This is a genomic window from Georgenia subflava (genome assembly GCF_009193155.1).
Taxonomy (GTDB): domain Bacteria; phylum Actinomycetota; class Actinomycetes; order Actinomycetales; family Actinomycetaceae; genus Georgenia; species Georgenia subflava.
The window spans coordinates 1,198,113-1,211,132 of sequence record NZ_VUKD01000001.1 but is presented as its reverse complement, the minus strand read 5'-3'; the positions used below and the strand labels follow the sequence as shown (position 1 = coordinate 1,211,132).

The 13,020-nt window shown below is 71.1% G+C and carries 17 protein-coding genes; 11 read left to right on the top strand and 6 right to left on the bottom strand.

Going from position 1 to position 13,020, the window contains the following annotated elements; translation table 11 throughout:
• Nucleotides 1-26 precede the first annotated feature (26 nt).
• Complete coding sequence (locus GD748_RS05490) at nt 27-590, bottom strand: hypothetical protein (RefSeq protein ID WP_152194121.1); 564 nt, start codon at nt 588-590, stop codon at nt 27-29.
• Between the two features lie 253 nt (nt 591-843).
• Between GD748_RS05490 and GD748_RS20125 the strand changes: the two genes are divergently transcribed.
• The 7 genes from GD748_RS20125 (at nt 844) to GD748_RS05475 (ending at nt 3,714) form a co-directional block, all read left to right on the top strand.
• Nucleotides 844-972, top strand: a complete 129-nt coding sequence (locus tag GD748_RS20125) for a hypothetical protein (protein ID WP_264372471.1) — start codon at nt 844-846, stop codon at nt 970-972.
• 199 nt (nt 973-1,171) lie between these two features.
• Nucleotides 1,172-1,324 (top strand): hypothetical protein, encoded by a 153-nt coding sequence (locus GD748_RS19425; RefSeq protein WP_193312824.1) that lies wholly within the window; start codon nt 1,172-1,174, stop codon nt 1,322-1,324.
• Between the two features lie 88 nt (nt 1,325-1,412).
• Complete coding sequence (locus tag GD748_RS05485) at nt 1,413-1,916, top strand: hypothetical protein (protein ID WP_152194120.1); 504 nt, start codon at nt 1,413-1,415, stop codon at nt 1,914-1,916.
• 14 nt (nt 1,917-1,930) lie between these two features.
• Entirely contained in the window at nt 1,931-2,056 is a 126-nt protein-coding gene (locus GD748_RS20120) for a hypothetical protein (RefSeq protein WP_264372470.1), read from the top strand.
• Nucleotides 2,056-2,205, top strand: a complete 150-nt coding sequence (locus tag GD748_RS19420) for a hypothetical protein (RefSeq protein ID WP_193312823.1) — start codon at nt 2,056-2,058, stop codon at nt 2,203-2,205. Before GD748_RS20120 ends, GD748_RS19420 begins: the two co-directional genes overlap by 1 nt.
• 16 nt (nt 2,206-2,221) lie before the next feature.
• Complete coding sequence (locus tag GD748_RS05480; RefSeq protein ID WP_152194119.1) at nt 2,222-3,064, top strand: DUF4097 family beta strand repeat-containing protein; 843 nt, start codon at nt 2,222-2,224, stop codon at nt 3,062-3,064.
• A 164-nt stretch (nt 3,065-3,228) separates the two neighbouring features.
• Nucleotides 3,229-3,714, top strand: coding sequence for a DUF4383 domain-containing protein (locus tag GD748_RS05475; protein WP_193312822.1), 486 nt, complete (start codon nt 3,229-3,231; stop codon nt 3,712-3,714).
• A gap of 128 nt (nt 3,715-3,842) precedes the next feature.
• On the opposite strand, the gene GD748_RS05470 is transcribed toward GD748_RS05475, so the two are convergent.
• The 3 genes from GD748_RS05470 to GD748_RS05460 all read right to left on the bottom strand — a co-directional run bounded on the left by GD748_RS05470 (nt 3,843) and on the right by GD748_RS05460 (nt 5,376).
• A complete protein-coding gene (locus tag GD748_RS05470; RefSeq protein WP_264372469.1) occupies nt 3,843-4,322 on the bottom strand; it encodes a methylated-DNA--[protein]-cysteine S-methyltransferase in 480 nt (159 codons plus the stop codon).
• A gap of 205 nt (nt 4,323-4,527) precedes the next feature.
• Nucleotides 4,528-5,013: a GNAT family N-acetyltransferase gene (locus tag GD748_RS05465; protein WP_152194117.1), complete on the bottom strand. Its 486-nt coding sequence runs from the start codon at nt 5,011-5,013 to the stop codon at nt 4,528-4,530.
• Between the two features lie 21 nt (nt 5,014-5,034).
• Nucleotides 5,035-5,376 (bottom strand): DUF4440 domain-containing protein, encoded by a 342-nt coding sequence (locus GD748_RS05460; protein ID WP_152194116.1) that lies wholly within the window; start codon nt 5,374-5,376, stop codon nt 5,035-5,037.
• A 120-nt stretch (nt 5,377-5,496) separates the two neighbouring features.
• Between GD748_RS05460 and GD748_RS05455 the strand changes: the two genes are divergently transcribed.
• A complete protein-coding gene (locus GD748_RS05455) occupies nt 5,497-5,907 on the top strand; it encodes an antibiotic biosynthesis monooxygenase family protein (protein WP_152194115.1) in 411 nt (136 codons plus the stop codon).
• A gap of 64 nt (nt 5,908-5,971) precedes the next feature.
• Entirely contained in the window at nt 5,972-8,776 is a 2,805-nt protein-coding gene (locus tag GD748_RS05450) for an HNH endonuclease signature motif containing protein (protein WP_152194114.1), read from the top strand.
• Nucleotides 8,777-8,891: 115 nt separating this feature from the next.
• On the opposite strand, the gene GD748_RS05445 is transcribed toward GD748_RS05450, so the two are convergent.
• Together GD748_RS05445 and GD748_RS05440 are read right to left on the bottom strand one after the other, a co-directional pair.
• Nucleotides 8,892-9,530 (bottom strand): CYTH domain-containing protein, encoded by a 639-nt coding sequence (locus GD748_RS05445; RefSeq protein ID WP_152194113.1) that lies wholly within the window; start codon nt 9,528-9,530, stop codon nt 8,892-8,894.
• A gap of 24 nt (nt 9,531-9,554) precedes the next feature.
• Nucleotides 9,555-10,448, bottom strand: coding sequence for an aldo/keto reductase (locus GD748_RS05440; protein ID WP_152194112.1), 894 nt, complete (start codon nt 10,446-10,448; stop codon nt 9,555-9,557).
• 152 nt (nt 10,449-10,600) lie between these two features.
• Between GD748_RS05440 and GD748_RS05435 the strand changes: the two genes are divergently transcribed.
• Complete coding sequence (locus GD748_RS05435) at nt 10,601-12,250, top strand: FAD-binding dehydrogenase (protein WP_152194111.1); 1,650 nt, start codon at nt 10,601-10,603, stop codon at nt 12,248-12,250.
• An 84-nt stretch (nt 12,251-12,334) separates the two neighbouring features.
• Nucleotides 12,335-12,916: a 1-acyl-sn-glycerol-3-phosphate acyltransferase gene (locus GD748_RS05430; RefSeq protein WP_152194110.1), complete on the top strand. Its 582-nt coding sequence runs from the start codon at nt 12,335-12,337 to the stop codon at nt 12,914-12,916.
• The last annotated feature ends 104 nt before the right edge of the window (nt 12,917-13,020 follow it).

Genomic DNA, 13,020 nt, shown 5'->3' with positions numbered 1-13,020 from the left:
GCACCGGCCGCGAGGCCGGGGCCGCCCTACGAACCGTTCTTCTGCTTGCCCTCCTCGGCAGCCTGCTCGAGCTCGGCGTCGGACAGCACCCTCTCGTCCGGGTCGGCGGTGCCGGTGCCGGACTCGATGCGCAGCGCGTCCATGTATGGAGTCGGATCGCCGCGCCGGTAGCCCGCGAACTCCTCGGCATAGTAGGCGCGAGCGTCCCCGACGCTGCGTGCGCCCGTGACGACGTCGTGCGCGAGGTTCAGCGCGAGGTTGTTCGCCTCCTCGTCGTGGCAGCGGGCCGAGATCTCGCCGCGCGTGCGGTCGACCACGACGCTCCCGTCGAACTGGGCGAGATCGGAGACGCGCTCCGGCGGCACCCGGTAGTCGAGCACCGACGTCACGCTGTCGTTGTGGGGCGCCGGGAACTGGTGGTCGTCGAACGACTTGGACGCCACCATGCGCTTCCACGGGCCCGGCCGGTGCCAGAGGAGATAGCTCGGCATCACCTCGTTCGGCTCGCCGTACTTGTCCACCACCAGCTGGGCGGCCTCTCGAGACTCCTCGGGCCAGCCCGCCAGCACCTCGCTCGACGTCGCGCTCATGCGCCCTCCCCTCGCTCCGACGGGTCCGAAGGCCGGCCCGCCCCCTCCTTCCTACCCCTCGGAGGGGAGGCTCGCAGCCCAGGAACGGTCGTGCTCGCGCCACCGGATCGACACCCGTGAACACGCCCTCGACGACCGTGAGCGCTCGCTCACGGTGCGCGCCGAGCCCGCCTCTCCCGGCGCGGTGAGCCTCAGAGAAGACTCCCGATTAAATCCGTTGCACGGCTCGTCGACCCCGTGGTCGGATATCTCCATGTCCACCACGCGCACCGCCATCATCCCGGCCATCGACGCCGGCGTCCGTGGCCGTGCCGTCGTGGTCGGTGGATCCTTCGGGGTCGTGCCCGCACTCGCCGCTCTCTGCGGCGGCCGGCGCAGCTGACTGACCGGCGGTCCACCGGCGACGACGTCGCGACCGCCCCTCCGCAGCACGGCTGCGGAGCTCCCAGGCCCAGATGACGAACCGCGTCCTTGACGCGACGTCTGACCGCTGAGCCTGCACAGCACCAGCACCGCACGACTCACCGATCTCCGCAGGCACACGCCTGCCGGATGACGCCGACCGGAAGGGGGGCACCGTCATGGATCCCAACCTCGAAACATTCACCGCCCGCTACCTGGGCGTCCCGCACGACGAGTTCCAGATCGTCGTGCGCGGCCGGGCCGGACGTCGGACCCGCACCACCAGCGGCTCGACCTTCGCGCCGGGCCACTGCCCGACCAACGCGCTCTGACGGAACGCGCTGACCGACATCCCGGAGACCTCGAGGGCGGCGTCGGATTGATGTTGACATGATGTCATCGTGATGCCACGCTGATGTCATGGATCTCAACCCGTACCTCGCAGGTCTGCAGCAGGCGCTCGCCACCGCGACGCGCACCTCGTCCGCCGAGGTGCAGGAGGCGGCCGAGCGGCTGGCCCAGACGCTCGAGCCCGCCATGCGGCTCGGGCTGATGGAGCTGGTGTCGGACATCGCCGCGGAGGTCACGGTCCAGCTCGACGGAGACGTCGTGGAGATCCGCCTGCGTGGCGGCGTCCCCGAGGTCGTCGTCCAGCAGCGGCCGCGGGGTGGGGAGGCGCCACCGGCACCTCCTGCCCCGCCCGCTCCCCCGGCACCGGACGAGGACGGCAGCACCGCCCGCATCTCGCTCCGGCTGCCCGAGGGGCTGAAGGGCCAGGTCGACCAGGCAGCCGCAGCAGAAGGCGTCTCCGTCAACACGTGGCTCGTCCGAGCCGCACAGCAGGCACTGACCGGCCCAGGTCAGGCACCTGTCACCGAGAACTTCACCAGGACCGGCCGGCACATGTCCGGCTGGGTCCGTTGAGAGAGGCAACCGTCATGGATCCCAGCACTCTTGACGCCTTCGCCGCACGATCTCTGCGTGTGCCGATGGAAGAGATGCTCAACGAGCGCCGCACGCACCGCGCGTGGCGCACCCGCAACCCGGAGAGGAGGAAGAGCTGATGGACCAGTGGCTGGAGCTGCACGAGGTCCGCTCGCGGGACCTCATCCGCGAGGCCGAGGCGGTCCACAACCGCCGCGTCAGCCCGGCGCGCCGGCGTACCACGCCGTTCGCGCCCACCCGCCGGCGCACTGGCGCCGACACCCTCTGAGCATCGGGAGCCGGAGATGACCGAGTACGACTTCCCCGTCGCCGGGACCGTCCGTGTCCAGGCTGCTGTCCGGTCGAGCGACCTGGTGCTCACCGCGGCCGACGTCGACCGGGTGGCGGTCCGTCTGGACCCCACCCGGTCGGACACGGAGGGACAGTCCCTGGCGGAGCAGACACTGGTCGAGCTCGCCGGGAACGTGCTCCGGATCGAGGTGCCGCCGTCGCGCTCGAGGCTCTTCGGCTCGAGCGCGCGGCTGCGCATCACGATCACGGTGCCGACCGGGTCCGAGCTGGACGTCAGGTCCGGCTCGGGCGACGTGTCCACCTCCGGCGCCCTCTCCGGCGCGCAGCTGCGCACCGGGTCCGGGGACGTCGACCTCGCGGAGGCGGAGGAGGTCGAGGTCACCACGGGGTCGGGTGATGTCACCGTGGCGTCACTCGGCACCGGCCAGCTTGTGACCGGTTCCGGCGACGCGACCGTCGGAGCTGCCCGGCGCTTCCTGCGTACGCGGTCCGGGTCGGGCGACGTGGTGGTCGGCTCCGCCGCCGACCTCGAGGGCGCATCCGGATCCGGGGACCTGCTCGTCAAGGAGCTCTCCGGGCGGGCCGTGGTTCGGACGGCGTCCGGGGATGTCGTAATCCGCCGTGCCGTCCGCGGCGAGATCGAGGCGAAGACGGCGTCCGGCGACGTCAGCGTGCGCGTGCTCGAGGGCACCGCCGTCCTGCTCGACTGCAGCACCGTCTCGGGCACGCTGCGGTCGACGCTCGAGCCCGGGGCAGAGCCTGGGCCCGGAGACGACGCCCTGCTGCTCCGCGCGCGGACCGTCAGCGGCGACGTCGTCGTCCAGCGCACCGCCTGACGACGTCGTCGTGTGGCGCGCCGCCTGACGACGCCGTCGTGTGGCGCGCCGTCGTCACAGGCCTAGCCTGGTGAGGAGGTCGAGGACGACGCTCTCGACTTGACGGCGTTCTCGGCCTGACGACGTTCTCGACCGGATGGGCACCAACACAGGCGGAGGCTGCCATGTCTGACCCGACTCTCGCGCACCACCATCCCGACCGACCCCGGTCGCTGCTGCAGATCGCCGCAGCGGTCGTGGGGGCCGTCTTCCTGCTCGTCGGCATCCTGGGGTTCATCCCCGGTGTGACCACCGACTACGACACGCTTCAGCTCGCCGGCCACCACTCCGAGGCCATGCTGCTGGGGATCTTCCAGGTCTCGATCCTGCACAACGTGGTGCACCTGCTCTTCGGTGTCGTCGGGCTGGCGGCGGCGCGGAGCTCCCGCAGCGCCAAGGCGTACCTCGTCGTCGGCGGGATCGTGTACCTGGCCCTGTGGATCTACGGCCTGGTGATCGACCACGACTCTGCCGCGAACTTCGTCCCGCTCAACACCGCCGACAACTGGCTGCACCTCGCACTCGGGGTCGGCATGACGGCCCTCGGCCTGCTGCTCGGGCGCCGGGGCAAGCGCGTCGAGATCGACCCTGCCGGGCGCACGCACGTCTGACCGGCGGCTCCACCCAGCTCTGACCGCAGGTCGCATCGCCGGCCAGCCGCCCTCGACCCGAAGCCTCTGCGCGCCCGAAACAGAGCAATTACGCGCCAAGCCCTGCCCACTTGACAGGCCGTTCCACATCAGAAGAGCGCCGCGCCGTCCGGGCGCTCGAGGTCGAGTAGGAACCGTTTGCGTTCGAGACCGCCCGCATAGCCCCGCAGGTGGCCATCGGCCCCGATCACGCGGTGGCAGGGGACGATGATGCTCAGCGGGTTCTTGCCGTTCGCCGTCCCTACTGCTCGGACGGCCTGTCCGCTGAGGCCGAGGGCTGTAGCGAGCTGTCCGTAGGTGCGGGTCTCGCCGTACGGGATGCGGGTCAGTGCGTCCCACACCCTGCGCTGGAAGTCGTTGCCGACGGGCCGGAGAGGCAGGTCGAAGGCCTTGCGCCGCCCGGCGAAGTACTCCGCGAGCTGGCGCCTGGCATCCGGGAAGGTGGTGTCGTCGCGGTCACCGAAGGTCCGCGGGTCGGGCATGTTGCGGTGCTCTGCCATGTAGACAGCCACGACGGCGCCGTCCTCGTCCCCGACGATCGTCAGCGTTCCGATTGGCGAGTCAGTCATCGCGTGCCTTGCCATGGGTGCTCCTTCATTGCATGCCTCGAGGTAAGTACTGACGCTGAGCAGCCCGGCACCCCTAGTTCGCCGTGGCGGGATGCGGGAGACCGGGTGTGCTGAACCGGGCTAATAGCTGATCATTCGGTAGACGCTCGTGGCGGTCGTCGCGTGAGGTTCCGGGCCGCCGTCGCCCCGGTACCGAACAACCCCGTCACGGCAGGGCGACGGCGTAACGCTCCTCACCGATCGACGGGTCCGACGGCAACGACTGCCGCTCCCCCGTGCTGCGGAAACCGAGCCGTTCGTAGAGCCGACGCGCCCGGTCGTTGCCGTCGGCGACGAAGAGGGTGAGGCTCCGGGCCCCCTCCGCGGCGGCAGCGCTGCGGACTGCGACGACCAGACCGGGCGCGGCTCCCGAGCCGCGCGCCGCAGGGTCGACCCACATCGAGACCAGCTGTCGCTCACCCTCGCGACCCTCCTCCTCGTAGTACGAGGCCAGGCCGACCACGTGGTCCCCCTGCCGGGCGAAGAAGGTTCGTCCCGCGGCGAGTCGTCCGACCCAGTCCTCCCGGTCGAACGCGAGCTCGCGGTCGAGGGTGGAGCCGAACGCGTAGGGCGCCTCCGCAAGCGCGCGCAGGCGGACGTCGCGGAGAGTGCGCCATTCCTCGGTACCGGCCAGGGCGATGTCGACCTTCACCGGACCATGTTGGCAGAGCGCTCAGGTCAGGGGCGTCTGCTGGTGGAGGACCAGCCGCGGTACGCCGTCGCGCTCGACGTAGATGCTCGACAGCCACGCGCGGTAGCGGTCTTCGCCCCGGAGGCCGGTGAACGAGTACACGACGGCGGCACAGTCCTCCTCGAGCGGCAGCAGCCGGGCGTCGTCGAGAACGACCTCGTCCCACCCCGGACTGGAATCCATCGCGCGGGCGCACTCCTCGGCGTCGAGCACCATGCCTGGGAGGACGAAGAGCGCCTCGTCGGTCATGATCCGTCGGTAGGTGTCGCCGTTACCGGTGGCGAGCTCACGTTCGCTGTCCATCAGCTTCTCCAACGTCAGCATCCACCCACGGTAGGTGGCCGGAGAGCCGGCAGCGACCTCGCCTCCGCGGACCTGCGGGCCGGAACCGCGCGACAGGGCTCTTGCCCTGAGACTTGATTGCAGAGCCGTGATACTGGACGGATGAGCATCGTGAAGATCAATGCCATCACCGTCCCCCCCGACAGCGGCGACGAGCTCGCCCATCGGTTCAGCGCCCGGACCAGGGCGATGGACGGCATCGACGGCTTCCTCGGCTTCGAGCTGCTCCGCCCGACGGACGGTCGGCACACCTGGTTGGTCGTCACGCGCTGGCGGGACGACGTCGCCTACGAGGCATGGGTGGGCTCGGAGGGTTTCGCAGCCGGACACGGGCGCGGCGCAGGGGCACGGGGCGATTCGGCCGTCGATGACGCAGGACGTGGATCGGCACCGCACAGCGGCGAGACACCCTCCGGCGAGGAAGGCAGCACCCAACGCGAGGGGCGGCGACCGGTCGGGGTCTCGGCCGAGCTCTGGAGCTTCGACATCGCGGGCGGCAGCGGGGTCGACTGACCCAGATCCACAGGTTCATGCGGGTCTGGCCCGGATGTCAGTGGTCGCGCATAGGTTCGTATACATGTCGAGGTGGACGGGTTCGCTTGGTGGTGACACCGGTGGGTTCTGCTGCGAGCAGGACGGTTACGGTGGCCGCCCGTGCTCGCACCTGCGTGAGCTCGCGCTCGCGGTCGCGGCGCAGGAGCGCATCGAGCGCACGCGGCGGCTGTCCCGGCTGGGTTTCACGGGGCTGGTCGAGGCGGCGGACGAGGGTGACTCGGCCGCGCTGGAGGCGCTGGAGGTACTCCTCGACGGCCCGGAGGACGACTGGGCGGGCGGCCCGCCGCCCACGAGCGCGGACCCGTTGGCCGACGACCCACGGTTCTACCCGGTCCCCGACCGGCCGGACCGCGACGCGGCCGCGATCCTCGCCCCTCGCTCCGGTTCCAAGGTGGTCGTCGGTGCTGTCGCCGACCCGCACTCTGGCCTGTCCAATCATTCCCGCGAGGACGGCGCCGCTGCGGCTGCGCCGGCAGCGGACGCGTCCTTCACCGACACACCTGGCGACGGCACCGACGAGCAAACGCACGCCGACAGCACCGACACCGTGATCGAGGTCGATATCGACGACGCCGATACGGTCGGCGACGTCGGTGGGTCGTGGTCGCGGGTGCTGGACCGGCCGTTGACGGAGGTCTTCGCGCAGGTCGAGGCCGAGTCCGGTCGTAATCTCGGGATCAGCCTGACCGCGCTGGGGCAGGCGAAAGCGGGCCCGGTCCTGGCCGCGCTGCTCGCCGGGGTGGACCAGGACCAGATCGACCGGTTCGCGACGCTGGAGATCCTGGCCGGATACAAACGGATCGAAGCCTGGGCCGCCGCCGCCGCAGCACGGACCGCCTCGACCCTGGCGGACAAGGCCACCACGTTCCACCACCCGTCACTGCCGGAGAAGATCGACGCCACCGGGGAGGAGATCGCGCTGCGGCTGGCGATCTCCAAGACCGAGGCCAGGGACCTGGTCACCGTCGGGCACGGCCTGACCCGGGCGTTCACCCAGACCGGTGCCGCACTGGCAGCCGGGGCGATCGACTACCGCAAAGCGGCCAAGATCGTCACCACCTTGGCCCACACCCCGGGCCCGGTGGCCGCCGAGGTCGAGGCCGAGGTCCTGCACCAGGCCGACGGGCGCACCCCCTCCCAGCTCCAGCGCGACCTGAACAAGGCCCTGATCGCCGTGGACCCCGAAGACGCCCAGGACCGCCATACCCGGGCCCGGGCCGGCCGGCACGTCAACCACACCAAGGCCCTGCCCGACGGCATGGCCTCCCTCTACGCCGTCCTGCCCGCCGAGGACTGTGTCACCGTCGACCTCGCCCTGGACGCGATCGCGACCACCGCCAAGGCCGCCGGCGATACCCGCACCATGACCCAGCTCCGCGCCGACGCCATGACCGCCATGGCCCGCGGCACCATCCACACCGGCTGGACCGGCCCACCACCACACCACGCCACCACCACCGCAGACACGCCAAGCCGGAACGGCCCGACCGGTCCCGGCACGAGCGCGCCGCCCACCGCGGCGCCGCCGCCGGCAGTTGGGGTCGACCCGCCCGCCGGTGACGCCGCGTCTTCAGCCGCCGACAGGCCCGTCGAGACCGACGCCACAGGCGGCACCGACTCTGACGCCTCCGGTAGCGATGCCTCCGCCGGCATCGCCTGTGTCTCCTCCGGCAGTGCCGGGGCGGTCGACCACCCTCCCGCCGCCGAGGAGACCGGGCAGAGCCCCCGATCCGGGCGAACAGCCGCCGCGGACAGACCAGGACCGAGGTCCGAGGGGACAGCTGTGCCCACCGGGCCACCACGGCCACCAGTTGAGGCCGACGCCGAGCACGTGACCGCGAAACCACCAGGCGGCCACGCCGACGACCTGCCCGCCCCGCCCGAGAACACCGACCCACCGACGGACGAAGCCGTGGTGCCGCCGTGGTGGCCCTTCCTCCAGACCGGCGAAGCGATGCGGTGCGGCAGCCCGGCCACCACCCACACCCAGATCAAGGTCACCGTCCCCCTCAACGTCCTCCTCGCCGGCCAGAACGCCGACCGCGCCGGTACGGGCGACGGCAGCTCGGGCGACGCCAGCAGCGCCAGCGACGGCCGCAACTGCACCACCGATGGCACCTCCACCGCCGATCACACCGGCGCCGACGACAGCGGCAACGCCCGCGACAGCCACACCTGCACCTGCGGCGCCACCAGCAGCAACGGCAACGGCGACGGCAGCGGCACCGGCGAGAGCGGCAGCGGCTGCGGTGGGTTGGCCGACGGGCGCGACCGCGGCGATGACCCGACCACCGCCGCCGAGCCGCCCGACGGCCCCCTTCCTGAGGTCGCGGTCCTGCACGGCTACGGACCGATCAGCGGCGACGTTGCCCGCGCCCTGGCCGCCGGCGGCACCTGGCGGCGCCTGATCACCGACCCCGTCACTGGGATCGTCCTGGACCATGGCCGCACCAGGTACCGGCCCCCGGAGGACCTCCAAGAGCACGTCCGCCTGCGCGACACCACCTGCGTCCTGCCGGGCTGTTCGGTCCCGGCCCAGCGCTGCCAGATCGACCACACGATCCCGTGGTCCCAGGGCGGGCACACGGCCGATACCAACCACGGACCGCTGTGCACCCGCGACCACACCCTCAAGACCGTCGGTGCCTTCACCGTTGTCCAACCCCAGCCCGGCATCTTCGAATGGACCACACCCACCGGCCACGTCTACCGACGCGAGACCGACGGCACCATCACCATGCTCCCCGCCCGACGCACACCAGTCGCCAGCCCCACCGCCGGCCACGCGAGCCGTCACGGCGAGGACGACGACCCGCCACCGTTCTGACGGGGCGACATCCGAGACTCCGCGTCGGTGGGCCTAGTCAGCAGCCCGTGCCACCCCCTCTCACAACGAGGGACCGTGGCGTCCAGCCGATCGGGCGACCACCTGACCGCCGAGGCTACGAGGGCAGGCCGAGCTCGTTGTGACCGAACTCCTGGAGGAAGCGTGGGCCGTGCTCGTCGAGCTCCCGCTCGAACGCGGCCGACCAGTCGCCGTACGGGTTTCCCGCCAACGAGTCGTTGGCGAACCGTGGATCACCTGTGAGCTCGGTGACGCAGAAGTCGGGGATGGCCAAGTCCGTGACCGGACCGCCACGCTCGCACTCGGCGACGATGAGCGGCTCGTTGCGCCCAAGGAAGGAGTCGAGCACCCAGCCGTCGCTCCCGAGCCACACCGAGTGGCGGTACTTGATCACTCGCTGCCCGCCGAGGCGAACCATCGCCAGACCGACGTTGACGTCCAGCTCACGCTCGGCCTCGTACCGGGTGCCACCGACATAGGGACCCTTCGCCGTGAGTGCGCAGAAGGTGAAGTCACTTGCGAGCTCGTCCAGCAGGGCATCCTCGTCCGGCATCCCGGTCACGGGCGTTCTTGGAGCCGGAGCCTGCAGGCGGATCCGGAGGGCGTAACCCTCGGCGGCGAGGTAGTAGCTCTGGACGATCAGGACAGGATCAGGCTCGCGAAGCACCGAGTCGGGAAGAGCGCGGACGAAGAACTTGCGCTCGAACTCGAAGTCGCCGTAACCGGTGTCGCTCATGGTGCGAACGTACCCGCCGTCGGGTCAGCCCACAGGAACCATGCCCTGACGGCTCGGCGCGTCAGGAGCGAAGTCCTCGGGGAAGCCGTTGAAGTGGTCCGGGTGGAACCCGGTGCGACCGCCGCGGTCGAGCGCGGCGATGGTGCTCATGTCGTCCTCGGTGAGCTCGAAGTCGAAGACGTCGATGTTGGCCGCGATGCGTTCCGGGGTGACGGACTTCGGGATCACGACGTTCCCGAGCTGGATGTGCCAGCGCAGGATCACCTGGGCCGGGCTCCGCCCGAGGCGCTCCGCGATACCGGCGATGGCCGGGTCCTTGAGAACTCCGCCACGACCGAGCGGACTGTACGCCTCGGTCACGATCCCGTGCTCGGCGTTGAACGCGCGCAGCTCCGTCTGCTGGTAGTAGGGGTGCACCTCGATCTGGTTCACCTCCGGCACCACCTCGGTGGCGGCGAGGAGCTCGCGCAGGTGGTGCACCATGAAGTTCGAGACCCCGATCGAACCGACGCGGCCACCGTCCCGCAGCTCTCTCATCGCCCGCCACGAGTTCAGCGCCTCGCCACGAGCGGGGCACGGCCAGTGGATGAGGTACAGGTCGACGACGTCGAGGCCGAGCTCGCTCGTGCTGGCGTCGAAGGCCTTCAAGGTCGACTCGTAGCCCTGATCCGGGTTGGCGAGCTTGGTCGCCACGAACACCTCGTCACGCGCGAGTCCGGAGGCTGCGATCGCCGCCCCCACGCCTGCCTCGTTGTCGTAGCGAGCAGCGGTGTCGATGCTGCGGTACCCGGCTGCGAGCGCATGGCCGACGGCGTCCTGAGTGTCCTCAGGCGGCACCTGGAAGACACCGAAGCCGATCTGCGGGATGGTCACCCCAGAGCTCAGCGTGAGCTGCGGGACGGACGGGACCGGGCTCATGGAGGCCTCCTTCACCAACGACGGCGACCCCGGCGAGGGGTCCTTCCCATCCTGTCCGACCTGGCCTGACTTCTCCAGCCCCGCCGAGACGGCTCGCTACCCTGTCGGCACCAGGCCGGGTGACGGAGCACGGCTGTGGCCGAAGGAGACCCATGGACGCGGACGCGATCGTCGTCGGCGCGGGCCTGGCCGGGCTGGTCGCCACCGCGGAGCTCGCGGATGCCGGTAGACGCGTCCTCCTGGTCGACCAGGAGGGCGCCGCGAACATCGGTGGCCAGGCGTTCTGGTCGTTCGGCGGGCTGTTCCTCGTCGACTCCCCTGAGCAGCGGCGCATGGGCGTGCGCGACTCCCTCGAGCTCGCCTGGCAGGACTGGGAGGGCACCGCCGGCTTCGACCGTGAACGGGAGGACCACTGGCCACGGCGGTGGGCGCGCGAGTACGTGGAGTTCGCCGCCGGGGAGAAGCGTGCGTGGCTGCGGAGCCTCGGGATGCGCTTCTTCCCCGTGGTGGGCTGGGCGGAGCGTGGCGGGCACGGCGCCACCGGCCCGGGGAACTCGGTCCCCCGCTTCCACATCGTCTGGGGAACCGGACCCGGGATCGTCGAGCCCTTCGCTCGGAAGGTCAGGGACGCCGTCGACCGGGGGCTGGTCACCCTGGCGCTGCGCCACCAGGTCGACCACCTCCTCATGACCGACGGCGCGGTCGACGGCGTCGCAGGCACGGTCCTCGAGCCGTCCCGGGCAGCCCGCGGGGTGCCGTCGTCGCGGACGGCGACCGGCGACTTCGAGCTCCGTGCCCCCGCCGTCGTCCTCACCTCCGGAGGAATCGGGGCCGACCCCGAGCTCGTGCGCCGCCACTGGCCCGAGCGGCTCGGTACGCCCCCGGCGAAGATGCTCACCGGAGTGCCGGCCTACGTCGACGGCCGCATGCTCGACATCAGCGCCGACGCGGGCGCCAGCCTCGTCAACCGCGACAGGATGTGGCACTACACCGAGGGCATCACCAACTTCGCACCGGTGTGGCCCGCGCACGGCATCCGCATCCTTCCCGGGCCGTCCTCGCTCTGGCTCGACGCGACGGGCCGGCGGCTCCCGGTCCCGCTCTACCCCGGTTTCGACACGCTCGGCACGCTGGCCCATCTCCGCGCGACCGGCCACGACCACAGCTGGTTCGTGCTGACGCAGAGGATCATCGAGAAGGAGTTCGCCCTCTCCGGGTCGGAGCAGAATCCTGATCTGACGGGCAAGGACCTGCGGCTGCTCGCGCAACGTGTGCGGCCCGGAGCACCGGGACCTGTCGAGGCCTTCAAGGAACGCGGCGTCGACTTCGTCGTCGCCGACACGCTGGACGATCTCGTCAGCGGGATGAACCGGCTCACCGAGGCACCTCTCCTCGAGATCGACCAGGTCGCACGGGAGGTCGTGGCGCGTGACCGCGAGATCGACAACCCGTTCTCCAAGGACCTCCAGATCACGGCGCTGCGCGGTGCCCGCTCCTACCTGGGCGACAAGCTCGTCCGCGTCGCGCCGCCGCACCGGCTGCTCGACCCGGCGGCCGGGCCACTCATCGCCGTGAAGCTGCACGTCCTCACGCGCAAGACGCTCGGAGGCATCGAGACGGATCTGGACGCGCGCGTGCTCCGTCCCGACGGTTCGGTGCTGCCGGGGCTGTACGCCGCCGGCGAGGCCGCCGGGTTCGGCGGCGGCGGGATGCACGGCTACCGCGCCCTGGAGGGCACCTTCCTGGGCGGCTGCCTGTTCTCGGGTCGACAGGCAGGACGTGCCGCCGTCGCGAACCGGTGACGGCGGGACGTGCTGCCTCCGCGACCCTGGCGGCGGCACCGCCCGACCGCGCTCCTGCCGTAACCTCGGCGCCATGAGGACCCGATGATCCGCCGCACTCTCGCTCGCGCCTACTGGGCGGTGAGCCGATGGAACTATCGGGCAGAGCCCCTGCCCGACGACGGCGCGGGCATCCTCATCGGCGCCCCGCACACCTCCAACTGGGACTTCGTCCTCATGCTCGCCATCAGCTGGCGTGCCGGCTTCTCGACGAAGTTCCTCGGCAAGAAGTCGCTGTTCAAGAAGCCGTTCGGCCCCCTCATGCGCGCGCTCGGCGGCATCCCGGTGGACCGCTCGAACCCCGCCGGCCTGGTCGACGAGATCGTGGCCAGGGTGAGGGCCGGGGAGCGGTTCTACCTCGTCATCACCCCCGAGGGCACGCGCGGGCTCTCGCCGTACTGGAAGTCCGGCTTCTACCGGATCGCGCGTGAGGCGGAACTGCCCGTGACCCTCGGCTACGTCGACCGCAGGACCATGACCACCGGGCTCGGTCCCACCCTCCGGCTGACGGGTGACGTCTCGGCCGACATGGACAAGATCCGCGCCTTCTACGCCGGCAAGACCGGTGTGGTCCCGGAGCGCGGCGCCGAGCCGCGCCTGCACGAGGAGGGCAGGTCCACGAGCTGACGCCGCGACGGGCCCCCGTCGGGCTCGAGCGCCCGGTCTTCGCGACGGCCCCTGTCGGGCTCGAGCGCTCCGTCTTCGGCGCTGCTGCCGCTGGCAGGTCGCCG